This is a genomic window from Erysipelatoclostridium sp. MSK.23.31, assembly GCF_019125875.1.
Lineage (GTDB): Bacteria > Bacillota_I > Bacilli_A > Erysipelotrichales > Coprobacillaceae > Thomasclavelia > Thomasclavelia ramosa.
Window position 1 is genome coordinate 108,521 of record NZ_JAHOCB010000003.1, and the last position, 24,464, is coordinate 132,984.

General features: G+C 31.1%; 17 protein-coding genes. 14 read left to right on the top strand and 3 right to left on the bottom strand.

What is annotated here, in order from left to right:
• Nucleotides 1-22: 22 nt before the first annotated feature.
• Complete coding sequence (locus KSU54_RS02950) at nt 23-3,706, bottom strand: EAL domain-containing protein (protein WP_008792139.1); 3,684 nt, start codon at nt 3,704-3,706, stop codon at nt 23-25.
• Nucleotides 3,707-3,876: 170 nt separating this feature from the next.
• On the opposite strand from KSU54_RS02950, the gene KSU54_RS02955 reads away from it, so the two are divergent.
• The 5 genes from KSU54_RS02955 (at nt 3,877) to KSU54_RS02975 (ending at nt 9,074) form a co-directional block, all read left to right on the top strand.
• A complete protein-coding gene (locus KSU54_RS02955; protein WP_008792138.1) occupies nt 3,877-4,767 on the top strand; it encodes a MurR/RpiR family transcriptional regulator in 891 nt (296 codons plus the stop codon).
• Between the two features lie 122 nt (nt 4,768-4,889).
• On the top strand, nt 4,890-6,323 hold the full coding sequence (locus KSU54_RS02960) for a family 1 glycosylhydrolase (protein ID WP_009299564.1): 1,434 nt from the start codon (nt 4,890-4,892) through the stop codon (nt 6,321-6,323).
• On the top strand, nt 6,310-6,840 hold the full coding sequence (locus KSU54_RS02965; RefSeq protein ID WP_008792136.1) for an RDD family protein: 531 nt from the start codon (nt 6,310-6,312) through the stop codon (nt 6,838-6,840). The genes KSU54_RS02960 and KSU54_RS02965 overlap by 14 nt, the downstream gene beginning before the upstream one ends.
• A gap of 9 nt (nt 6,841-6,849) precedes the next feature.
• Nucleotides 6,850-8,145: a PTS sugar transporter subunit IIC gene (locus tag KSU54_RS02970; protein WP_009008754.1), complete on the top strand. Its 1,296-nt coding sequence runs from the start codon at nt 6,850-6,852 to the stop codon at nt 8,143-8,145.
• A 14-nt stretch (nt 8,146-8,159) separates the two neighbouring features.
• Nucleotides 8,160-9,074 (top strand): AEC family transporter, encoded by a 915-nt coding sequence (locus tag KSU54_RS02975; protein WP_009008755.1) that lies wholly within the window; start codon nt 8,160-8,162, stop codon nt 9,072-9,074.
• Nucleotides 9,075-9,078: 4 nt separating this feature from the next.
• On the opposite strand, the gene KSU54_RS02980 is transcribed toward KSU54_RS02975, so the two are convergent.
• Nucleotides 9,079-10,065, bottom strand: coding sequence for an AraC family transcriptional regulator (locus KSU54_RS02980; protein WP_117791979.1), 987 nt, complete (start codon nt 10,063-10,065; stop codon nt 9,079-9,081).
• 172 nt (nt 10,066-10,237) lie between these two features.
• Here KSU54_RS02980 and KSU54_RS02985 point away from each other — a divergent pair, with 172 nt between their 5' ends.
• Nucleotides 10,238-11,536 carry a PTS sugar transporter subunit IIC gene (locus tag KSU54_RS02985; RefSeq protein WP_224209069.1) on the top strand — a complete coding sequence of 433 codons (1,299 nt, stop codon included), beginning with the start codon at nt 10,238-10,240 and terminating at the stop codon, nt 11,534-11,536.
• A 25-nt stretch (nt 11,537-11,561) separates the two neighbouring features.
• Nucleotides 11,562-13,829, top strand: coding sequence for a family 78 glycoside hydrolase catalytic domain (locus KSU54_RS02990; protein WP_009008757.1), 2,268 nt, complete (start codon nt 11,562-11,564; stop codon nt 13,827-13,829).
• 109 nt (nt 13,830-13,938) lie between these two features.
• Here KSU54_RS02990 and KSU54_RS02995 read toward each other — a convergent pair whose 3' ends face one another.
• Nucleotides 13,939-14,919 (bottom strand): AraC family transcriptional regulator, encoded by a 981-nt coding sequence (locus tag KSU54_RS02995; RefSeq protein WP_117791980.1) that lies wholly within the window; start codon nt 14,917-14,919, stop codon nt 13,939-13,941.
• A 144-nt stretch (nt 14,920-15,063) separates the two neighbouring features.
• Between KSU54_RS02995 and KSU54_RS03000 the strand changes: the two genes are divergently transcribed.
• From KSU54_RS03000 to rhaD, 7 genes are all read left to right on the top strand, one after another.
• Nucleotides 15,064-16,032: an AraC family transcriptional regulator gene (locus tag KSU54_RS03000; RefSeq protein ID WP_008792129.1), complete on the top strand. Its 969-nt coding sequence runs from the start codon at nt 15,064-15,066 to the stop codon at nt 16,030-16,032.
• Nucleotides 16,033-16,148: 116 nt separating this feature from the next.
• Nucleotides 16,149-17,519, top strand: a complete 1,371-nt coding sequence (locus KSU54_RS03005) for a PTS transporter subunit EIIC (protein ID WP_117791981.1) — start codon at nt 16,149-16,151, stop codon at nt 17,517-17,519.
• Nucleotides 17,520-17,567: 48 nt separating this feature from the next.
• Nucleotides 17,568-18,050, top strand: coding sequence for a PTS sugar transporter subunit IIA (locus KSU54_RS03010; RefSeq protein ID WP_008792127.1), 483 nt, complete (start codon nt 17,568-17,570; stop codon nt 18,048-18,050).
• A 10-nt stretch (nt 18,051-18,060) separates the two neighbouring features.
• Entirely contained in the window at nt 18,061-20,634 is a 2,574-nt protein-coding gene (locus tag KSU54_RS03015) for a hypothetical protein (protein WP_117791982.1), read from the top strand.
• A gap of 167 nt (nt 20,635-20,801) precedes the next feature.
• Nucleotides 20,802-22,208 (top strand): rhamnulokinase, encoded by a 1,407-nt coding sequence (gene rhaB, locus KSU54_RS03020; RefSeq protein WP_117791983.1) that lies wholly within the window; start codon nt 20,802-20,804, stop codon nt 22,206-22,208.
• Between the two features lie 2 nt (nt 22,209-22,210).
• On the top strand, nt 22,211-23,464 hold the full coding sequence (locus KSU54_RS03025; RefSeq protein ID WP_008792124.1) for an L-rhamnose isomerase: 1,254 nt from the start codon (nt 22,211-22,213) through the stop codon (nt 23,462-23,464).
• Between the two features lie 10 nt (nt 23,465-23,474).
• Nucleotides 23,475-24,299, top strand: coding sequence for a rhamnulose-1-phosphate aldolase (gene rhaD, locus KSU54_RS03030; protein ID WP_008792123.1), 825 nt, complete (start codon nt 23,475-23,477; stop codon nt 24,297-24,299).
• The last annotated feature ends 165 nt before the right edge of the window (nt 24,300-24,464 follow it).

The following is a 24,464-nucleotide window of genomic DNA, read 5'->3' on the forward strand; positions in this document are numbered from 1 at the left end:
ACTTTATTTTATTAATAATTAGCTAATGATACTCTTTTTCTTTAAATGCGGTAATATCGCTAGAGATATAAAGGTATTGGATTTCTTCTGCATCAGCTTTAACAAACTCAAAACTAGTTTTAAACCAAACTGTTTTTGAATTAATATTAATTGATAGAATTTCGTAATAGTCTGTTTGTTGTTTGAAGGCTTTAATAATATTTTGTTCAAATATCTTAAAGGCATCACGATTAAAGTTATATTCAAATTCTTTATTATCAAGATATCGCTGATATTGTTCTTTATTATAACCATATTTAGAAATTAGACCATTAGTAATGATTGTATGTTTTACATTATTTTTTCTACAAGTTATTAAAACAATATCAACAGGAGAGTATTTCTCTAATAGCTGCATTTGATTACGTAATTCAATATTTTTAGTAACGTTAGTAACAACCCCTTGAAAAAATCTTGTGCCATTATATTCTAATACAGATGTCTGGTCAATTACCCAAATATATCCATCTTTAGCAAGCATCCGATATTCTAAGTCGAACGATTCATCTTGCTGAGATAAATTTTCAGTTGTACGAACTGCTTTAGCACGATCATCAGGATGAATCATATTTATAAATTTATCATTAAAAAGTTCTTTTATCTCTTGCCGGGTATAGTTGAAAAATTCTAAGAAGCGATTACTAATATGAATAAAATCATAATCAGGTGTATCGGCACAACGATGATAACCGCCAGGTAATTTATTATTCAAATAATAAAGCTCCTGATTTACTTTTTGTAGTGTTTCATTGTGTTTAGCTAGTTTTTGTTGAGCAGCAATGGTTTCTGAAATATCAATACAGGCACTGACAATCGCTAATCGTCCATCTTCTGTTTCAATAACTTTCCCTTTATCAAGCGTCCAGAACCAAGTACCATCTTTTTTAGGCATTCGATAAGTTGTAGTGTATTCTAATCCAGAATAGTAATTGGAACCAATATCTTTAGCTACTTGTTCACGATCATCAGGATGAATTGTATTAATAACCTGCTCCTTGATAGCTATTGCGAATTCTTCATAAGTTTCATAACCGAGTAATTTGACTAAGGCATCATTAGCGAAGAAAAGTGGAAAGCCATCTTCACAATAACCGCCAATCATGCCTCCGGGTGACATTTGAGAAAAAATGGAGGAAGCTAAGGCTTTATTTTCTTCAGCTAAATTCATAAAAGAATCATCGTTTTCTGAAATATGAACAGCAGCAGCTAGAGCTTTTTGAGAAGATTCTAACTGTTTTTCTTTTTTCTTTTGTTCAGTAATATCAGAAACCTGCGCATAATACAAATTCGAGTGATCTAGTTTTTTTAACAAAAATAAATAAATATTTAACCACTTATAAGTGCCCTTAGCAGTTAAGTAACGGATTTGTCCCTTCGTACCATTGATTAGGTGGACTGTAGCTTGTTCAAATAGGTCGAGAAAAATAGTTTGATCAGGCTCATAAATATTTTCTAATATTTTTAGTCGCTTTTCTTCAACATCAACGCCACTTTCATCAACAATTTTACAATAATTTTGATTAACGTTTAAAAGTTCTATATTATGACCATCAAATTCAAAAAATGCAATACCACCTAAAATATTATTTAACATGGCATCGCTCAATACATGATGATCAACTAAGGTCTTAATACTAATATAATTGATTTGCTTTGCCTGGATACCACGATAGTCAACCTTATCGTCATTTTTAATAATTGCTTCAAATTGTTTGCTAGTCATTGGTTTGTAAAAGTAATAGCCTTGAGCATATAGGCAGCCCAAATCTAAAAGAAGTTCAACTTGCTGGCTGGACTCGATTCCTTCAGCAATGACTCTAAGCCCCATTAATTTAGCCATATTGATGATTGCTTCTAAAATACCAATTCCTTTATCACTACTTTGCTCATTCATGTTTAAAAAATTCATATCAATTTTTAAAACATCGACATTAATATCTTTGAGCATATTGAGGGATGAATAACCACTGCCAAAATCGTCCATTGAAACTAAAAAACCTTCTTGTCGTAATTCTTTTATTATTGTTTTGACTTTATCATATTCTTCAACATAGGCGCTTTCAGTAATCTCAATTTCAATTAGATTATGATTAATTTGATATTTGTTTACTAAATCTTTGAAACATTTAACTACATCGAGAGTAAACATATCAATTCGTGAAACATTAACGGAAATAGGAATTGCCTTATGTCCATTATCGATCCACTTTCGAAGATGTTTATACACACAATCCCAAATATAATAATCCATTTTGCCAATTAGGCCATTTTTTTCAAGAATTGGAATAAACTCATTAGGAGGAATAATTCCTTTTTTAGGATGTTGCCAGCGAACCAGAGCTTCAGCCCCAACAATTTTTCCAGTTTGAATATTACATTTTGGCTGAGCATAAAAAGTAAATTCGTTGTTTTCAATAGCATTTTGAAAATCAAGGAGCAGTTTATGTTCTTCCTCCATTTGTAATTGCATTTTATCTTGATAGTAGGCAATTCGTTTAGCATAATTTCCTTTTATTGATGTAAGGGCGATGACTGCTCGGTCATAAATAGTTTGGGAAGGCATATTTCTATCATCAACGAGGCAAACTCCCAAGGCTGGATAAAACCCAATTTTATCTTGAAATTCTTCAATGTAGTGCATTAATTTGTCAAGAATCATTTTTGTATGATTATTATGATAAGGAATTAAAAGTGCAAAATCATCACCTAATAAATACCCGGCAATACCCCTTAATTGTTGACTGATTGTTTTAAGTTCTTTAGCAATTGCACGTAAGAATAGATCACCTGCTGCAATTCCATACCATTCATTAAATAGTTTGAAATGTTCAATATCGATAGCGACCATACAATATTGATGGGAAGTATCAGTTTTCAATAAATTATCAGCAATTTGAAAAAATGAATTTGTCTGATAAAGTCCAGTTAGTTCATTGAACTGTTTTTTATCAGGAAGCTGCTGAAAAGTTGGGGGTTCATTTATTTCTTGGATAAAACACATGATGATTTCATCATTCATTTGGGAATTTTCAATAGCTACAACGGTTTGTAAGACCCAACAGTATTTACCATCTGTTTTCTTTTTTCTGAAATAGCCTTTTAGAATTTGATGCTGATTAGAGCTAAACGTTTCATGAAGTTTTGGAAGATCCCAAAAGTTTAAAAAATTATCATGATCATCGGGGTGAATCATTTCTTCATCGATTATTTGATTGATCATTGTATTAATTTTTCCTTCAGTCGGAGGAATAATATATTTATTAGGAACATGATAAAGAATTTTATATAAGTTACGAGTGATATTTAGTTCAAATAATTCATCGTAAGCGTTAAGGTTAGTAAAATTGTAAAACAAGTTTTTATCTTCTTCTTGAATATCTCTTATCATGATCAGATTAACATCTTTATAATTTAACCAATCAATAATAGCACTATTGATTTCCTGCCATTGATTTATTTTGCGATTATAAAAAATAGGTCTTGTACTATTACTATTTAGCTGTAATGGACAATCATGACAAGGCTTTTTTTCGTCTCTAACTGCATGATAGCATAATTCACCAACTTTAACACATGGGAATTTTTGTAGAGCATTATCATTACAATACAAAATTTTATAATTTTTATCAATTATGTAAATATAGGTATCACCATCACCTTTTAACATGAAATCACCCCTTTTACCCTTAGTCTTATAATATTATTATAGGTGATTTGTTTTATCATAGCAATAAACGCAATAATTTAAATTTTAGACATCAGATTTTATGATTATTATAAATTTAACTAAAATATATGGTTTAAATATGATAGGATTAGAAAAAGGTGATGATTGAAATGTTAATAATTGAAAAATTAAACTTAAAAGAAAAGATGTCTGATGGTGAAGAAAGTATTGCAGCTTTTATCTTGACCTTAGGTAAGGAACTTCATAAATATTCAACTCGAAATATTGCCGAAGCAACTTTAACCTCACCAGCTACTGTAATTCGTTTGTGTAAGAAACTTGATTTTAAAGGTTTTGATGATTTTAAGGAACAATTTTTAAAAGAAATGAATTATCTTGATCAACAATATGGAAAGGTTGATGCTAATTTTCCTTTTAATCGTAATGATACGATGATGAAGACTGCTCATAAGATATCACATTTATATGAAGATACAGTAACAGATACTATGACATTGTTGCATCATGATGATCTTCAAAAAGCTTTACGGTTATTAAAAAATAGTAATTCTATTCATATTTTTTCTACAGGAACAGCTTTAAATTTAGCTGAGTCTTTTAAAGAAAAGATGTTGAAAATTGGTAAGAATGTAGTAATTTCAAATAATTTAAATTATCAATTGTATGAGGTTAGCTGTATTCCAAAAGGAGATATCGCCATTATTATTTCCTACTCGGGTGAAACGATCAATACAATTAAAATTGCTCAAACTTGTAAAAATAATAAGATTCCGATTATTGCAATCACTTCATTTGGTGAAAATACTCTTGCTAAGTTAGCATCATGTAAATTGACCATTTCAACAAAAGAAAGCTTATATCATAATCTTGGGGATTTTAGTACCCATCTTGCGACACATTTGATGTTGGATATTTTGTATTCGGTTTTCTTTCTTGAAGACTATGATCAAAATTATGATAATAAAATTAAGATTACAAAAGATTTAGAAGCGTTGCGTAGTTCGACTAATCCCATCATTAATGATGGGATTGAAAAATGAAACACTGTTTCATGAATTTTAATATTGAGATGATCTAAATTTAAACAGTGTTAAAATCTCTTTAATTTCTATATAGTAATGACCTCCTTATTGGTATATTAAGCTAGTAAGGAGGTTTTTTAATGAAAATAAAGGATAATTTTTTATGGGGTGGTGCTACTGCCGCAAATCAATATGAGGGAGCTTACCGTGAGGATGGTAAGGGACTAAGTATAGCTGATGTCGAAATGGGATCGAGTCACGGAGTTCCCCGTGAAATTCATGATAGGGTTCAATCAGGCTGTTATTATCCTAGTCATGAAGGAATTGATTTTTATCATCATTATCAAGAGGATATTGCCTTGTTTGCTAAAATGGGATTTAAGTGTTTTCGAATGTCGATCAATTGGCCCCGGATTTTTCCTAATGGGGATGAGTACGAACCTAATCAGGCTGGTTTAGAATTTTATGATCGTGTTTTTGCTGAACTAGCTAAATATCAAATTGAGCCAATCGTTACATTATCACATTATGAAACACCTCTCTATCTTGTTCAAAAATATGGATCATGGCGTAATCGAAAGTTAATTGATTTTTTTGAACGCTTTTGTGAAGTTATATTTACCAGATATCGAGAGCAAGTAAGATACTGGATGACATTCAATGAAATTAATGAGGTAATGAATCAAGAGATGCCTTATCATCAAGCAGGAATCATTTATCAGCCGGGAGAAAATCATGGTGATGTAAAGTTACAGGTTTCTCATCATTTGATGATTGCAAGTGCGAAAGCAGTAATTTTAGGACATCGAATTAATCCGGAATTTAAAATTGGATGTATGTTGCAGTATCCAATGACTTATGGAGCAACGTGTAGACCGCAAGACGAATTAGCAAAACGTCTTTCGATGCTGCCTAATTTTTATTATAGTGACGTAATGGTTAGGGGGCATTATACTAATACTTGCCGAGCTCAAGCAAAGAGATTAAATGGTAATTTTATAACGATAAAAGGGGATGAAGAAATTTTACAGGCTGGTAAAGTGGATTATATTGCAATTAGTTATTATTTTTCATCAATTGCTTCGTATTCAAAAGATTCAGAAATCAAAGTCACAAGGGATAATCCCTATTTATCAGTAAATGATTGGAACTGGCCAATTGATCCACTTGGCTTAAGATTATCGTTAAATGAATTATATGATCGCTATCAAGTACCACTTTTTGTTGTTGAAAATGGTTTAGGCGCAATCGATGAAATAGAAGAAGATGGAACAATCAATGATGATTATCGAATTGCTTATTTAGCTAGCCATATTGATGCATTGCGTGATGCTATCGAAATAGATGAAGTTGATGTCATTGGCTATACTTGTTGGGGTCCAATCGATATTATTTCAGTAGGTACTGGAGAGATGAAAAAACGCTACGGTTTTATATATGTGGATAAAGATGATCAGGGTATGGGAACATTAAAACGTAGTAAGAAGAAAAGTTTTGACTGGTATAAGCAAGTTATTGCTTCAAATGGTTATGACACTTCTTATAAGGGGATGAAAAATAATGAAACAAAATAGTTTACTATTAAAAAGGGGAATTGCTTTTCTAGTCGATTTGTATATTGGAGCATTATTGGGATCACTGCCAATTTCAATAATATCATTAATAACGATAAAGCAGATGACACAAAATATCTTTTTATTAAATCATCAAATTGCCATCATAGCAGCATTGCTCAGTCTTTTATTACTCGGATTTTATTATTTATATATACCTTGCTGGATTTATTCGGGTCAGACTCTCGGAAAAAGACTAATGGATCTTAAGATTAATAATAAGGGAAAAAAATTTTTAGTTAAACGTCAATTATTTGTGCTCCTTATTTTAACTTCAGGAGGAAGGTTAGTTGCACAACTATTAAGTTTGCTTAGTGGTTATAGTTTAATTGAAATTAGTAATGATATCACAATGTATCTTTCGCTTATTTCAATAGGAATGCTGCTACTAAAAAAAGAAACTTTACAAGATCGTTTGTTTAAGACTACAGTAAAAGATATTTCAAATAAAAATATATTAATTAAAAACCATATTTAGGAGGATATTATGGATCGTTTTATGGATAAGATTGGTGATGCGATTGCACCAATTGCACAAAAAATGACAGCAAATCGATATTTAAGTGCAATTAAGGAAGGTTTTTTTGGATCAACTCCAATTTTAATTGCAGGGTCTATTTTCTTATTATTCACTAGTTTACCTTTCAATGGATATACTGAGTTTATGGAAAGCACCTTTGGTGCTGGGTGGATGGATTTTTTCTATTTGCCGTATCAAGTAAGTTTTAAATTAATGGCTATTTTCGTAGTTATTGGTATGGCTAAATCATTAGCTAATTATTATAAAGTAGATAGTAAATTAGCTATTGCATTATCTTTTGTTGGAATTTTATTATTGACACCAGTGATTGTTACTGTTGAAAATGTAAAGGGATTGCCGTTAGACAATTTTAGTGCGCAAGGTTTATTTGTTTGTATGATAGCAGCAGCTCTTGCAGTAGAGATTTATCGTTGGTGCGTACAAAAAGGATTTACTATTAAAATGCCAGATTCTGTGCCTCAAAATGTATCAAGTGCTTTTGCAGCAGTTATTCCTGCCTTTTTAATAATTTTATTATTTAATATTTTAAGAATGGGATTTGCAATGACTGATTTTGGTTCTGCCCAAACATTTGTTTTTACAATTTTGCAACAGCCATTGCAATCTTTGGGAGGAACTTTACCAGCCACGATCTTAGTCCTTTTAGTTGAAGCGGTGATCTGGTGTTTTGGATTACATGGTTCAAGTATTGTTTCATCTGTCATGAATCCAATTTGGTTTGCTCAATCAGCAGAAAATCTTGCTGCTTTCGAAGCTGGTCTAGCAATGCCGCATATTGTTAATTATCAATTTATTTCTTTTTTCGTTAAATTAGGTGGAGTAGGGGCAACTTTGAGTTTAACGTTATTATGCTTATTTAAAGCGAAATCTGATCAATATAGAGCTTTGGGAAAATTAGGAATAGGTGCATCTTTATTTAATATCAATGAACCAATTATTTTTGGGTTTCCAATCGTCTTAAATCCGATGATGATGATTCCCTTTATTTTAGCGAATGTATCAGTGGGGATAGTAACTTATTTAGCAATTTATTTAGGATTAGTGCCAATGATCAATGGAATCAATCTGCCATATACTATTCCAGCTGTAATTTCAGGGTTTATGATCAGTGGCTGGCAAGGGGCTTTATTACAAGTTGTTTTATTGCTTCTGACAGGGTTGATCTATTATCCATTTTTTAAAGCTCAGGATAAGCAGGCATTTATAGAAGAACAAGCTAAAAAAGAAGCATTACTTGACTAATGAGGTAATAAATAATGGATATTACTGTAGTTATCATTCAACTGATACAGTTATTTATTTTAATTGGGATTGGCTATCTTCTTGGCAAGACGTCACTATTTAGAGGGATGTTTGTACAACAATTAACTAATCTGGTCTTAAATCTCACAATGCCATGTATGATTTTATCATCAGTGATGAATTCAATAGATGCTCCAGCTTTACCTTTAAAAGATATTATTATTGCTATGTTCATTTTAGTTATTATTTTACCAGTAGCAGCATTTTTAATGATTAGACGAATTAAAACTAATCAAGGTTTATATTTGTTTATGATCATGTACCCTAATGTAGGCTTTATTGGTTTCCCATTAATGCAATCAATTTTTGGAAGTGAAGCAATTTTAGCTACAGCGATAATTAATATGGGTTTTAATTTATCATTATTTACATTAGGAATCGTTGCAATTAATTATGGTGAAAATAAGTTGACTTCATTTGACTTAAAAAAGATATTTTCACCAGGGGTAATATCGTCTATATTAGCTGTATTAATTTATACATTTAAGCTTACTTTCCCTTATGTTATAGTTGAACCCATTAATTCTATTGGTATGATGACTACTCCCTTAGCAATGTTAGTTATTGGGGCAACATTATCAGTATATCATTTAAAAGATATATTTAGTGATTATACAGTGTACTTATTTACATTATTAATTGATTTAATTATCCCGATATTGTTTTATCCAGTTATTTTATTGTTTATCAAAGATTCGATGATACGTGGAATTACATTGATTATTTTAGCAATGCCAGTAGCTAACGGAGCAGTATTATTTGCTCGAAGCAATGGTCAAGACGAATTTTTAGCTGCTAAGACAGTTTTTATATCAACGATGTTAGCAATATTCACAATACCTAGTCTAGTTTATATGTTTTTATTATAAGAGATTAGTCGTAACGATCCCGATATTGTTGAGGAGTACACTGGTAATATGCTTGAAATCTACGATAAAAAGAAGTCAAGTTATTGATCCCGATTTGGTGGGCTATTTCATAAATGGGCAGTTCATGGTTTTGAAGTAAAATAGCGGCTTTTTTCATCCGTTCTTCATTAACGAGCTGTTTAAAAGTTTTTCCTGAAAATTGTTTGATTAATTTACTTGTATATGAGGGATCGTAACCAAAATCATGGCACATTTTATTAAGGCTCCCCTCATTATAATGGCTGTGGATATAATTTAAAATATCATCCATCAGTTGTTCATTTTTAAACATACTGACAGTTAGATTCGTATTATATTGAAATTTACGAACTAAATGAGTAATCAAAACCATAATAAAGTTATCAATCAGATCATCAGAACAAACAGCAGGTTCAAAGTGTTCACAAAGAATATTTTGGATACAGTTTGTAATTAGATGATCTTTTTTGGTATAGAAAAGTAAATAGTGATTATGATTAGTTTGGCTGTTCATTAATTCAATCATAAATTTAGAAATCAATTGGTCATTAGGAAGATGATTTATAAATTTTTTAGAAAAATAATTTTCATTTAAAACAATATTGACTCCAAGATCGTTTGCACTGGTTGGAGCAACACTATGGGGGACATGCTTATCAAAAATAATAACATCTCCAGCATTTAAGGTAACAGTATCATTTTCTACTGTTATAATCATTGTCCCTGAGTAAACATAGGTAATAACGATATAATGAAAAATATGCATTGGTACTCTTCCGCTATTTCGTTGATGTAGAGAAATAATATGATTTTTGTTTTCAAATTCACGTTCATGATGAAAAATAAACAAAAAATCATTATTATAGGGAACCATTTTAAACTTTTCTTGAAAATGTTCGATTAATTTTTTGTCACTTGTATTAGTATAGGTAAGGGATCCTTGTAATACTTTTTCTAATTCTTGATAGTTCATAATTTCAACTCCTTTTAATTAAGTATACTGTGTTTAGTCGAATTTTGATAGTCTATAAAGCGAAATATGACATTGTCGAAGCGCTTTCAACTACTTATAATGATAGTGTAATTAGTGATATGGCCAATCAATTACGAAAGTGGATATAAATATGAAAGGGGAACTCACTTTTATGGATAAATTACAAGAAATACTTGGTAAAGTATCAATTAAGTTAAGTGGTAACTTATATATTAATGCAATCAAAGATGGAATGTTGGCATATATGCCGTTTGCATTTATTGCCTCAATCTTTTTAATTATTGCTTTTTTTCCAATTCCAGCATTTACAGATTTTGTTTCTTCAATAACGGGATTAGAGGCTGCAGTATGGCAAGGTAAGTTAGCATTAGTTAATGATGCAAGTTTAGGAATTGGCGGTTTATTAGTTTTATTGTCGATTTCTCGTTCATTAGCAGATAAATTAGGAATTAATGGAATTCAAGTAACAATGACTTCTGTGGTGGCATTTATGTTACTTGTACCATTTGGTGCTAATGATACTGGTAATTTTATTAGTGTTACTTATTTAGGGGCACAAACAATTTTTTTATCTATTGTTATTTCAATCATTTCAGCTAAAGTTTATAAATTTATTAATGATAAAGGAATTAAAATTAAAATGCCTGCAGCGGTGCCACCGGCAGTAGCAGCACCATTTGAATCAATTATACCATCATTTGTAGTAATCTTTATTTTTTGGTTATTACGTTTGACTATTGATGCATTTGATGGTGGTAGTGCCTTAGCTGTTTTTAATTTTATTTTAGGTGTACCATTACAAAAAGTTGGTGGTTCGTTGATTGGAGTCGTTATTGTTAAAATGTTTTCACAATTGTTATGGTTTTTTGGAATTCATGGTGATTCGATTGTTAATGGTGTAATGACACCAATTTTCCAAGTACTACAAGATGCAAATAAAACTGTTTCAATGGCTGGAGGGACACCTGTTAATATTATTAACCAAAGTTTTTGGGATAGTTTTGCTGGAATTGGAATAGTAGGGGCTATTATTGCTATTGTGATAATTGCAAAAAGTAAACGTTATAAAGAAATGAAAAAAATTGCTGGTGTACCATATATCTTTAATGTGGGAGAACCGACGTTATTTGGGATTCCTTTAATGATGAATGTAATTTATTTTATTCCATTTATTATTAGTAATGTAGTGTCTATTTTAATTTCATATGTTGCTTTTGCGACTGGCTTAGTGCCAGTTTGTACAGGATTGGCTCAAGTTCCATGGACAACACCATTAGTTATTAGTGGATATTTAGCAACGGGAAGTATTGCAGGATCAATTTTACAAATTGTTTGTCTGATTGTAGTGGTACTGATCTGGCTGCCGTTTGTGCGAATCGCTGATAATCAATTGATTAAAGAGGAAGCTGCTTTAGAAAATAAAGGAGGATCTGTACAAGAAACTATTTAGTTTTCTCGTACAGATAGAACTTTATATGGAAAAGTCAAATTATCAATTTCACGGCTATTGGATCAAAGGAACAGAGATTGATTATGGGCAAGAAGATAACGAATATTATTTAAAGCAGCCAAATCCGCTGATGAAAAAAGAGTTTGTTGTAAATGAAATCAACAGCAGTTATATCTATATAGGTATTTTAGGATATGCAATCGTGTATTTAAATGGACGTCGAATTAGTCAGGATGAGCTTAATTGTGATTGGACAAATTTTAAAAAGTGTGTCTATTATGATGTTTATGATGTAAGTCAATTTTTAAAGATTGGTACTAATATTCTTGAAGTAGAACTTGGTAACGGGATGTATAATCCAGCACCATTAAAATTATTTGGTAAGTACAATTTACGAAATAATTTAGCTGAAGTGGGGCAGCCACGATTTATCTTGGATTTAGTTAACGATGATAAAGTGATTTTAACTAGTGATTCAAGCTGGATTTTAGGAAATGGTAAACGCCTTTTCAATAATCTTTATCTTGGCGAAACGGTCGATAATAATTTAGAAGCAAATTATTATGCCCAAGTTCAAATAGATGATTGTAAACGTAATTTAGTTTTAAGCGAAATTCCTAAAATCAAGCGATGTGGTGATATATTACCACAATCATTCATTAATCAAAGTGATGGGATAATCGTTGATTTTGGTAAAATGATTTCAGGTTTTATTAATTTTGCTTGTACAGCCCATAAAAACCAAGAAATAGTATTGCAGTATAGTGAAGCCATGGTAGACAATCATTTAGTCTATTCTACTTGTTTAGCTGGGAGTGTAGGGGAGCGAATTGGTGAACATGTAATTGCCGGAGGGACCGGGGCTCCGGCAATAGCGATTCAAACAGATCGTCTTATTTGTAAGGAGGGGTATAATCAGTTTACAAATAAGTTTACGTATCATTCTTTTCGCTTTGTTCGGATTACTGGAATTGAATTGACCCAGTTGCAACAGATCTATGCAACGTATGTGCATACGGATTTAAAAAAAATTGCCAAAATTACAGTTGATAATCAAGAGTTACAACAATTATATGATGCTGCCACAAGAACTAAATTAAATAATGTTCATGGAACATTTGAGGATTGTGCTCGTGAGCGTTTAGGCTATGGGGGGGATATGGTAGCCCTTGCTACTTCAAATCTATATACTTTTGAGTTAGATAAATTATATAAAAAGATTATTAAAGATTTTCGATTTGAACAAACTGCCATGGGTGGAATTCCTGAAACTGCTCCATATATGGGAATTCAATCTAATGGTACAGCAAAAGGAGAGGGACCGATTTTATGGCAATTAGTTTATCCATATCTTGTCTATAAACATTATCAGTATTATGGCGATTTGAGTTTACTCAAGCAAGAATACCCATACTTAAAAAAACAATTGGATTATTTGCTAGATTATAATTTGAATAAACTAGTTGAGTGTTGTTTAGGGGATCATGGGAGTATTTTAATTGCTGGTCAATTTCGCAAACCAACACCGGATAAACTTCTATTAGGTTACTGCACGGTACTATTATTTTTACGCTATAATATTTTAATTTATCAAGCGATTAAAAAAGATACTGTTTTTTATCAACAGCGATATCAAGAACTCAAGATACTTACGATAAATAAGTTTAAAAATTCTGATGGTAGTTTTGGTGAAGGAAGTCAAAGTGGTTATGCTTTTGCAATTGAATTAGGGCTGGATGATCCTAAAAAATTATGTGCTTTATTTGTAGAGAAAGTAAAAAAGGATGATTATGTCTTTAATAGTGGTATTTTTGCGATGGCTCTAAGTTATGAAATTTTATCTAAATACGGATATGATGAGGTAATCGAAAACTGGTTATTGCGTAAAGAGGCACCAAGTTATCAACAAATGCTTAAAAGTGGTAATCAGGTTTTAGCAGAATTATTTGTTGGTGAACATTTATCATTGAATCATGCAATGTTTGCAAGCTATCAACAATGGTATTATCAAGGATTGGCAGGTATAAAGATTACTGATCAGGCAGTTGGATTCGATCATATAGTATTTAATCCCTATTTTTCCAAAAAAGTAAATGATTTTACATGTCAACTTGATACTAAACAAGGGCTGATTACTTCTTCTTGGCATCGATGTGGTCATGAAATTAATTGGGAATTAGTAGTTCCGGTAAAAAAAGTAAACTATCAAATTAAAATTAATAATAGATATCAAGAGATAAAAAGGATTAGTAAAAATAACCAGATTATCATTAAGTTAATTGACAGCGTATAAATTAAAAGTAATCAGAGATGTTTTTTAAAGAACAAATCTTTAGATGAAATCAAAAGTTTGTTAATAAAATTAAAAAGATAGAAATTTTGAAATTAACCTCACTATTTTTCTATCTTTTTTTGTTTCTGTTACGATATTCTTTTGGTAAACAATAATAGGTTTCTTTAAATTTTTTATAGAAGAAACTTAGATTTTGATAACCACACTCATGAGCTATTTGGTCAATTGAATAACTACTATTGAGCAGCAGTTTTGATGCGTACTGCATTTTTAATTTAATAATTAATTCTTTGTAAGAATAATTGAAATTCTTTTTCAATAATGTTGTTAGATAACAAGGATTGATGTTTAAATACTTAGCTGTTGAATCGAGGCTGCAAGTAAGGAAATTTTTTTCTAAATATTGTAATGCTAAAATGATGATTGTACTGGATTTAGTAATGGATTCTAAGTTGATAGAGGTATCTAGAGTATTGATCATTTCTAAGATAATTAAGACAAAAAGACTTTTTTTTATTTCGGTTGAATTTAAGGTTGGATAAAAGTATTCATAGATAAATTCAAGAATAAACATTTGCAATCGTTGATTATTTTCTGTATTAAAGATCAAGTAATTTAAATCTGTGTTATCTTGATTAATTGCATTAATGAAAAATGATGTAATTAAGTTATTATCAGTTAATTTAGAAAAGAAACTATTATTTAGATAATCTTTTTTGATAATGAAATTAATCAAAATATCATTTTCATCAGTATAGCCAATTGCATGTGGCGTTCTGGTATCAATTAAAGTCATTTGTCCTTTTTTTAAAATAACTTCATGCCCATCGATAATTTGGCTACAGCTTCCAGAGTACATATAATTTATTTCAATATGATCGTGGACGTGAGTTGGAACATCATCAAAGCGTTGATTTTTATAGACTATAATAGTATCGGAGTCTAGCACATTATCGGTATTAAATTGATAGATATTATTGATTAAACGATATTTACCTTTAGTTGCATATTGAGTTGCAAATCCATTTTTATGTTTGATTTCTGTTCGACTATATGTTCTTAAAAAATGATCTAATTTAAAACTATCCATCGTTTTCCTCCTTATCTTTTTTATTATATCACTAAATCTAAAGTTTCGTCAGTAAATTACTAAATAGACGTTATAGTATCTTATTTTTATATTGTTAGAATATAAAGTATAGATATGATAGCGTTTACTAATAGAGGTGATGAAATGATCAGAGAAGATATTATGGAACGATTAGTTTGTTTTAGTGATGAAGAAATTAATAATTTAAATGGTTTTGTAGGAATTGATAAAAGTATTTTTATAAGTGAACAGTCAAATGTAGTTGATGCTGATAAATTATTAAAAGCTAATCAGCAGTTTGCTGTTCGTAAACATGCACGTTTTTGTGAATATCCAAAGCATCGTCATAATTATTTAGAGTTTATGTATGTTTATGGTGGTGAAATGGTTACTATAATTGATGATCAAGAGATTGTGATTAAACAAGGAGAATTATTATTACTAAATCAAAATATTGAACATGCAATTAAATACACTAATGAAAATGACATTATTTTTAATTTTATTATTAAACCAGAGTTTCTTGAATTTTTATCAGGTATGGCAGAAGAACAAAACGAGGTTTTTAGCTTTATTTTTGATGCTTTGTATTCATATGATAATAAGGGTGAATATTTAATTTTTAAGGTTAGTAATAATGAAATTGTCCGTAATCATATTGAGGCAATCATAACTAATATATACCAGCAACAATTAAATCATAGTTTTACATTAAAATTATTAGTGGGATTATTGTTGACAGAATTGATGAATAATCCACACTTGATTGAGACATACGAGAGTAATAATTATAATAAACTAGTTGTTATCTCTATTTTAAAATATATTACACTTAATTACCAAGAAGGATCGTTATCAGTGTTAGCTAAACAGATTCATCAGCCAGATTATAAGATTTGTAAGTTGATCAAAGAACATACGGGCTCTACTTTTAAACAGTTGATTCAAGAAGAACGTTTAAAAGCAGCGGCCAATCTTTTAAAGACTACCAGTTTGCCAATTGTTGAAATAATGCAGGAAGTTGGCTATGAAAATATTACGTACTTCTATAAAATTTTTAAGGAAAAATTTAAAATAACACCTAGTATTTATCGTAATCACAATCTTCGCTAAGCAAAATAGGATAATATCATTGCCAAGATTAGATATTATTTGTAACCGTTTAACTTGCTATTATGAATATGTCGAAAATAAGACAAGTAAAAATATTTTAAAGAGGAGATGTAGTTATGGCTAAAAAAGTAGATTACACGCAGTTAGCTAAAGAGGTAATCAGAGCAGTTGGGGGAAAAGAAAATATTAATGGTGTTACTAATTGTATGACCCGTTTAAGATTTGTATTAAAAGATGATAGTATACCAAATAGTGAAGAAGTCAAGCTAATTAAGGATGTAAAAGGAGTTATGAATAAGGGAGGTCAATATCAGGTGATTATTGGTACCCATGTTAATGAGGTAATTAAATTTGTTAATCAAGAACTAGGCTTTAAGGGTGATGAAAAAGCAACTGAGGATAAAGTTGAAGAAAAAGGCAATTTGTTTAATCGTTTTTTCAAAGTAATCAGTGGATGTATTATGCCAATGATAGGGCCAATGGTTGCAGGGGGGATTATCAAAGGAATATTGATAATTTGTGTAACCCTTGGCTGGATGACAAAAACTGATGGAAATTATTTGACCTTATATGCGGCAGCGGATGCATTATTATATTTTATGCCAATCATTGTTGGTTTTTCGGCTGGTAAGGTATTTAAATGTAATCCTTATGTAACAGCGACAATTGGTGCAGCACTATTATATCCGGATTTAGTAAATGCTTTAGCAGGGGATACAGCACATCATTTTATGGGCTTAACAATTACAAATATGTCTTATAGTCAAACCTTATTACCAATTATTTTAGCTTCGTTTATTGCTGCAAAAATAGAATATTTTGCTAAAAAAATTATTCCGACAATGTTGCAATTAATGATTGTGCCTGTAATAGTTTTAATGATCACAGTACCGCTTAGCTGGCTAGCTATTGGTCCAGTCATGAATACAGTTTCTAGCTGGTTATCAACTGCGGTAGTATCGATATTTGGATTTAGTCCAATATTAGGAGGAATTTTGTTTGGTGCTTTTTGGCAGTTAATGGTTTTATTAGGATTACACAGTGCTTTTATTCCAGTATTATTAAATAATTTATTTACAATGGGCTATGATCCAATCAATGCAATCTTAGGATTGACAGTTTGGGCTTTAGCTGGCGTTTCTTTAGGATATGCAATTAAGATGAAAGATCCTGAGAAACGCTCATTAGGATTTGGAAATATGGCATCATGTTTATGTGGAGTGACAGAACCAACAATCTACTCTATCGCTTTACCACAAATCAAATGTTTTGTAGCAGCATGGATTGGTGGGGGAATTGCCGGTGGAATCTTAGGAGCTTTAGGTGGAAAAATGTATTCACTTGGTGGTGATGGTTTATTTAGAATTCCAGCGATGATCAATCCTAACGGAATTGATGTTAGTTTTTATGGTTTTATTATTACGGCTTTGATTGCATTGGTAGTATCAGCAATAATTACTTATTTTGCTGCTGATCCTGAAAAATAAATAATTAATCTTCTGTTTCCTAGAAGATTAGTTCTATGAGGAGAAAAAATGTTTAGATTTAAAAAAAAGAAACAACAAATTGAAATAAAAGCTCCGGTGGTTGGAAAAAGTGTCTCAATTGAATCAGTTCCTGATGATACTTTTGCAACTAAATTAATGGGAGAAGGCGTTGCATTTAAATTTAGTGGTAGTGATATTTGTGCACCGGTTACAGGTGAGTTGATTCTAGTTGCAGATACTTTACATGCATTTGGCATTCGTGACACACATGGTGTTGAAATCTTGGTACATATTGGTCTAGAAACGGTTACTCTAAATGGTGCTGGTTTTATTAAAATAAAAGAGATTGGGCAAAAAGTATTTGAAGGTGAGCCGATTATTAAAGTTGACCAGACGTATATGTTAAAAAGTGGACTTAATATGATTACAATGATGGTAGTTACAAATTCTAGTGACTATCAAATCAGCTTAGATAATCTTGAAAGTAATGTTGATTTAGATAGTGTTATGATTAGATGTATAGCTAATTAAGGAGGAATTTATGAGAGTAGTAGAAAAAAATTTAAATAGTTCCAGCTATCATAATTTATTTCCTTTTTTTTGGCAACATGGGGAATCTAATAATAAAATTGACGAATATATTACCAAAATGAAAGAGCAGGGAATTAATGACTTTTGTATTGAATCAAGACCTCATCCAGCATTTTTAGAAAAAGGCTGGTGGCAATCTTTAGATTTTATTATTGAAAAGGCTAAAGAGAATGATATGAAGATATGGATCTTAGACGATGCTAGATTTCCAACAGGTTATGCCAATGGTAAAGTACCAGAAGCATTGAGGAAAAGATACTTAAATTATCGTCGTTATGATATAGCGGGGAATCAAAAGTTTGCTCAGCTTAATTTGAAACCGATTGTTGATATGCGTACTTTTATGAATAATAAAAGGCACCAGCAGGATCAAATTTTTAGAGTTGTTTTAGCAAAAAATGATATTTCTGTAAAAGATGGTTTTAATGAAACTGATTTGATTGATATAACAAATCAGGTTAAGGATAATGTGTTGACTGTATCATTAGAAAATAATGTTAATTATAGTATTTTTGTTTTATATGTAACAATGGTAGGAGATGAAGCGGTTACGGAAGAATACTTAGATCCGATGAAAAAAGAGGCCACTCAAGTATTGATTGATGAAGTATATCAAAAGCATTATGATCATTATTATCATGAGTTTGGTAAAACTATCGTTGGTTTTTTTTCTGATGAACCCCGTTTTGGTAATACTAAAGGACCTAACGCTTCAATTGGTCGTTATAATATGCCTTTGCCATGGAATGAAAATGTTTTAATGAAGTTAAAGGAGATAGATTTTGATTTAAATAACCTTGTTTTATTATTTCAAGGGATGAGCAGTACAGCTAATATGGTACGCTATGCTTATATGAATATCATTTCTAATTTGTATAGTGAAAATTTTAGTCAGGTTATAGGAAACTGGTGTAAAGAAAAAGAAATTGACTATGTTGGACATGTAATTGAAGATAATAATGCTCATAGCCGTTTAGGTTATGGGGCAGGTCACTATTTCCGGAGCATTGCTGGTCAAACAATGGCGGGGATCGATATTATCGGAGGACAGATTGTTCCTGGAATGGATTATCATCACACAGCTTTTTCGACTGGTGGCAGTGATGGAGAATTTTATCATTATGCACTGTGTAAATTAGGTGCTTCTGCAGCAAAATTAGATAAAAATAAAAATGGTCGTTTGATGTGCGAGGCATTTGGAGCTTATGGCTGGGTTGAAGGATTGAAAATGATGAAGTGGATAACTGATCATATGATTAGTCATGGAGTTAATTTAATTGTGCCACATGCATTTGACCCTAAGGAATTTCCTGATTGGGATTGTCCACCGCATTTTTATGCACATGGAAATAATCCACAATATCCATATTTTCATTATTTTGCTAACTATGCTAACCGATTATGTAATTTAATGAGTGATGGACATCAAATCTGTAAAGTTGGAGTTTTATATCATGCTTTTGCAGAATGGTCTGGGGACTATATGTTAATTCAAAAAGTATTAAAAGTTTTACAACAAAATCAAATTGATTGCAATGTTATTAGTGAAGATTATTTGATGGAAGCGATGATTAAAGAAGATGTTTATCAAATCAATGGCTATGATTTTGAAGTCTTAGTAGTTCCGTATGCTAAAAGATTACCAGATTGTTTATTACAGACAATCAAGCGCTTAAAAAGTAAAGTTATTTTTATTGATGCTTTTCCTGAAGATGAGGAAGTTGAAGGTGCACTAGTGCTGTCACTTCAAGAATTACCTAGAGAACTAAATGATTACTCAGAAATTTTAATTGATCATATGGAAGAGAAACTAGTTTTTTATCATTATCAACATGATGATGGTGATATATATATGTTTAATAATGAAAGTATTTATTCTGATGTTAATAGTCAGATAATGCTTAAAACAGACCAATCATTAATGATATATGATGCCTTTAGTAATCAAACTTATAAATTTGCTAGTAAAATTGAAGGGCAGCAACAGATTTTTAATCTGCATTTAGCACCATATCAATCGCTTATTTTAGTAAGTGGTAAGAGTAATGATTTGATACCAGCGAAAAAAAGTGAGTTAGGAAATGTAAATGATGTTGAGATTTCTTTAAGAGCATTTAACGAAACTAAATATCGAGTAAATTTTAAAGCTGATTTAAACACTAATTTAATGAATCGTTATCCGTGTTTTTCGGGTGCTGTCAAGTATCATTTTAGATATTCATTTATAACTAAAGATGTTTTATTAGAAATTAGTGAAGCATATGAAATTGTTGAAGTAATCGTTAATGGAAAGTTAGCGGGAGTCAAAATAGCTCCAGAATATTTATTTGATATAAGTGAATATCTTGAAATTGGTGAAAACTCGTTTGAAATAATTGTTATCAACACATTAGCTCGTAATCAGCATGATGCAATGTCACAGTTTTTGGCACTTGAACCAATGGGAATCACGGGAACACTCAAGTTCTATACGAAAAATGTTGACGATGAGGTTATTGTAAATAGAGATAAAAACTTAATTTAATTTCAAATTACATTCATTAATGTTAACAACAGTAATTTTTATAGAAAGGTAATTTGGCCTTTCTATTTTATTTTGCAAATAAAGACACTTTTTTAGACAAGTACCGTCCTTAAAATGAGGACAGGTTAAATTTATAATATGGGTGTAATAGAGGAGGAAAGTATAAGATGGAATACTATTTGGCAGTAGATATTGGTGCTTCGAGCGGAAGACATATTTTAGGAAGTTATCAAAATGGTAAACTTGTTTTGGAAGAAATACATCGTTTTGAAAATAATATTAGAGTGATTGATGAGCATTTATCTTGGGATGTTGATTATTTGTTTCATGAAATCATTGCGGGAATGAAAAAATGCAAAGAATTAGATAAAATACCACTTAGTATGGCAATTGATACTTGGGCAGTTGATTATATCTTTTTAGATAGGCATGGTAAACGAATTGGCAATGCTATTTCTTATCGTGATCACCGTACTGACAATATTGATCAAGAAGTCTATAAAATAGTTTCGGCGGAAGAACTGTATGAGCGAACAGGAATTCAAAAACAGTTATTTAATACACTTTATCAATTAATGGCTGTAAAAAAGTATACGCCTGAAATTTTAACCCAAGTTTCTTCGATGCTGATGATTCCTGATTACTTTAGTTACTTGTTAACAGGTAGGCAGGTTTGTGAATATACTAATGCCTCGACTACTCAATTAGTGAGTTCAAATACTAGAAATTGGGATCGTGAATTAATCGAACAGCTAGGATATCCACAAACCATGTTTAAAGAAATCATTGAACCAGGCACCATAATAGGTAATTTAACAGATATTGTTCAAGAAAGTGTAGGTTTTGATACAAAAGTTATTGCTACAGCCAGTCACGATACTGCTTCAGCAGTAGTAAGCGTTCCAGCTCTTCGAGAAGATTTTATTTATATTTCCTCAGGAACATGGTCGTTAATGGGAATGGAACGAAATATTGCAGATTGTTCATTGGAGAGTATGCAAGCTAATTTTACAAACGAAGGTGGTTATAATCATCGTTTTAGATATTTAAAAAACATTATGGGACTTTGGATGATTCAATCATTGCGTCGTGAGCTAGAAGAAACGTTAAGTTTTAATGAGCTTTGCCAGATGGCAAAAGCCAATCAAAATTTCCCTTCACGTGTAGATGTAAATGATTGCTGTTTTTTATCACCAGATTCAATGATTAAAGCAATCCAAGATTATTGTCAAAATTCTAATCAGCCGATACCTAAAACTGCTGGAGAACTGGCAAATGTGATTTATCAGAGTCTTGCAATAAGTTATGCAGCTACAATTGAAGAAATTGAAATGCTAACAAGAAAAAAATATGAAGCAATCTATATTGTTGGTGGTGGCGGGAATGCTGAGTATTTAAATGAATTGACAGCAAAAGCTACTGGTAAAGTAATTTATACGGGACCGGTAGAAGCAACTGCAACTGGTAATATAGTTGTTCAAATGCTTAATAATCAAGTTTTTGCTTCACTTGTTGAAGCACGTAAATGTATTAAAAATTCGTTTAAAATTAAAAAGTATAAGGAGGAAAAATAAAAATGAATGTAGTTGAAAGATATAAAAGTGCTAGAGAAATTTATAAAAAAGTTGGTGTTGATACCGATTTAGCAATAAGAAAATTACTTAATTTTCCCATTTCTATGCATTGTTGGCAAGGTGATGATGTAGTTGGATTTGATGGAGCGGGGGCGTTGTCGGGAGGCATTCAAACAACCGGTAATTATCCAGGAAAGGCTAGAACGCCCGAAGAACTAATGGCTGATATTGATAAAGTATTATCATTAGTCCCAGGTAAACATAGAATTAATCTTCATGCGAGTTATGCCATTTTTGAAAATGGTGAAGTGGTAGATCGTGATCAAATCGAACCTAAGCATTTTATTAAATGGGTAGAGTTTGCCAAAGAAAGAGGATTGGGGCTAGATTTTAATCCAACGATTTTTTCTCATCCTAAAGCTGAGGGTCTAACATTATCTAATCCGGATAAAGAAATTCGTGAATTTTGGATCAGACATTGTAAGGCTTGTATTCGTATTTCTGAATATTTTGCTAAAGAATTAAATAGCCCATGTCTAATGAATATTTGGATTCCTGATGGATTAAAAGATATTCCCGCTGATCGTTTAGGACCACGGCAACATTTTATGGAATCATTAGATGAAATTTTATCAATTGATTATGATAAAGAAAAAGTATTGGTTTGTTTAGAATCAAAAGTATTTGGAATTGGGATGGAATCGTATACTGTTGGGTCTAGTGAATTTACGATTAATTATGCTCAAACAAGAGGAATCTTGCCACTGATGGATAATGGACATTATCATCCTACCGAAGTAGTATCTGATAAACTATCTGCAATGTTGTTATTTAATCAAAAAGTAGCTTTGCATGTAACTAGACCAGTTCGCTGGGATAGTGATCATGTTGTATTATTTGATGATGAAACAAAAGAGATTGCTAAAGAAATTGTTCGTAACGATGCCTTAGATCGAGTATTAGTTGGTTTAGATTTTTTTGATGCAAGCATCAATCGTATTAGTGCTTGGACAGTAGGAATGAGAAATATGCAAAAAGCTTTATTAAATGCCTTATTAATCCCATTTGATGATTTGAAAAAAATGCAGTCTGAAGGTGATTTTACAAAAATCATGGCGCTACAAGAAGAATTGAAATTATACCCATTGGGTGATGTATGGAACTATATTTGTAAAATTACTCAAGTACCTGAAGGTCTAGAGTGGTTTAAAGAAATTAAAAAATATGAACATGAAGTTTTAGTAAATAGAAAATAGGAGTAAAATAATGGAAATCTTAAAAACACAATTTATTCAAGGTTTTATGAGAATGTGCAGCGACGGCTATAAGTTAGGCTGGCATGAGCGAAATGGTGGAAATCTTACCTATCGAATTAAAGTAGATGAAATCGCTTTAATAAGAGAAGGGTTAGATGAAACAACTGAGGATTATCCGATTGGGACGAGTGTTCCAGCTTTAGCTAATGAATATTTTTTAGTAACTGGTTCAGGTAAATTTTTTAGAAATGTTGATATTGATCCATTAGATAGTATAGGTATTATTAAAATTGATACTCGTGGTGAGAATTATAAGATTTGTTGGGGACTTATTAATGGTGGAAAACCAACTAGCGAATTGCCATCACACTTAATGAATCATGAAGTAAAAAAATTAAAGAATGAAAATTATCGTGTCATTTATCATTGTCATGCTACTAATGTAATTGCTTTAACATTTATTTTACCATTAAAAGATGAGATATTTACTCGGGAGTTATGGGAAATGGCGACTGAATGTCCAGTTGTTTTTCCTGATGGTGTAGGGGTAGTCCCTTGGATGGTTCCTGGAGGTCGTGATATTGCCATCGCAACATCTGAATTAATGAAAAAATATGACGTGGCAATCTGGGCTCATCATGGTATCTTTTGTGCAGGAAGCGACTTTGATATTACTTTCGGTCTTGCTCATACAGTTGAAAAATCAGCTGCAATTTTAGTCAAAATGTTATCGATGTCATCAACTAAATTACAGACTATCTCACCAGCTAATTTTAGATTGTTAGCTAAAGATTTTAATGTTGTTCTACCAGAAAAATTTTTATTTGATAAATAAAATATTGTCTTGATTAACTATGTGTTTTTTGATCAACAATCAAAAATATCTCCAGTTATTTATCATTGATTAAAACCTCTCTTTTAATGCTGGTGGTTAATCATGTTTGAAAATAAAGATTATTTAATTAATAATTTAAATAATCTTTATTTTAGTTTAAATCGA

Bases quoted from the DNA above. Each gene is read 5' to 3' on its own strand.
- KSU54_RS02950 (WP_008792139.1), bottom strand. From the start codon at position 3,706: ATGTTAAAAGGTGATGGTGATACCTATATTTACATAATTGATAAAAAT.
- KSU54_RS02955 (WP_008792138.1), top strand. From the start codon at position 3,877: ATGTTAATAATTGAAAAATTAAACTTAAAAGAAAAGATGTCTGATGGT.
- KSU54_RS02960 (WP_009299564.1), top strand. From the start codon at position 4,890: ATGAAAATAAAGGATAATTTTTTATGGGGTGGTGCTACTGCCGCAAAT.
- KSU54_RS02965 (WP_008792136.1), top strand. From the start codon at position 6,310: ATGAAACAAAATAGTTTACTATTAAAAAGGGGAATTGCTTTTCTAGTC.
- KSU54_RS02970 (WP_009008754.1), top strand. From the start codon at position 6,850: ATGGATCGTTTTATGGATAAGATTGGTGATGCGATTGCACCAATTGCA.
- KSU54_RS02975 (WP_009008755.1), top strand. From the start codon at position 8,160: ATGGATATTACTGTAGTTATCATTCAACTGATACAGTTATTTATTTTA.
- KSU54_RS02980 (WP_117791979.1), bottom strand. From the start codon at position 10,065: ATGAACTATCAAGAATTAGAAAAAGTATTACAAGGATCCCTTACCTAT.
- KSU54_RS02985 (WP_224209069.1), top strand. From the start codon at position 10,238: ATGGATAAATTACAAGAAATACTTGGTAAAGTATCAATTAAGTTAAGT.
- KSU54_RS02990 (WP_009008757.1), top strand. From the start codon at position 11,562: ATGGAAAAGTCAAATTATCAATTTCACGGCTATTGGATCAAAGGAACA.
- KSU54_RS02995 (WP_117791980.1), bottom strand. From the start codon at position 14,919: ATGGATAGTTTTAAATTAGATCATTTTTTAAGAACATATAGTCGAACA.
- KSU54_RS03000 (WP_008792129.1), top strand. From the start codon at position 15,064: ATGATCAGAGAAGATATTATGGAACGATTAGTTTGTTTTAGTGATGAA.
- KSU54_RS03005 (WP_117791981.1), top strand. From the start codon at position 16,149: ATGGCTAAAAAAGTAGATTACACGCAGTTAGCTAAAGAGGTAATCAGA.
- KSU54_RS03010 (WP_008792127.1), top strand. From the start codon at position 17,568: ATGTTTAGATTTAAAAAAAAGAAACAACAAATTGAAATAAAAGCTCCG.
- KSU54_RS03015 (WP_117791982.1), top strand. From the start codon at position 18,061: ATGAGAGTAGTAGAAAAAAATTTAAATAGTTCCAGCTATCATAATTTA.
- rhaB (WP_117791983.1), top strand. From the start codon at position 20,802: ATGGAATACTATTTGGCAGTAGATATTGGTGCTTCGAGCGGAAGACAT.
- KSU54_RS03025 (WP_008792124.1), top strand. From the start codon at position 22,211: ATGAATGTAGTTGAAAGATATAAAAGTGCTAGAGAAATTTATAAAAAA.
- rhaD (WP_008792123.1), top strand. From the start codon at position 23,475: ATGGAAATCTTAAAAACACAATTTATTCAAGGTTTTATGAGAATGTGC.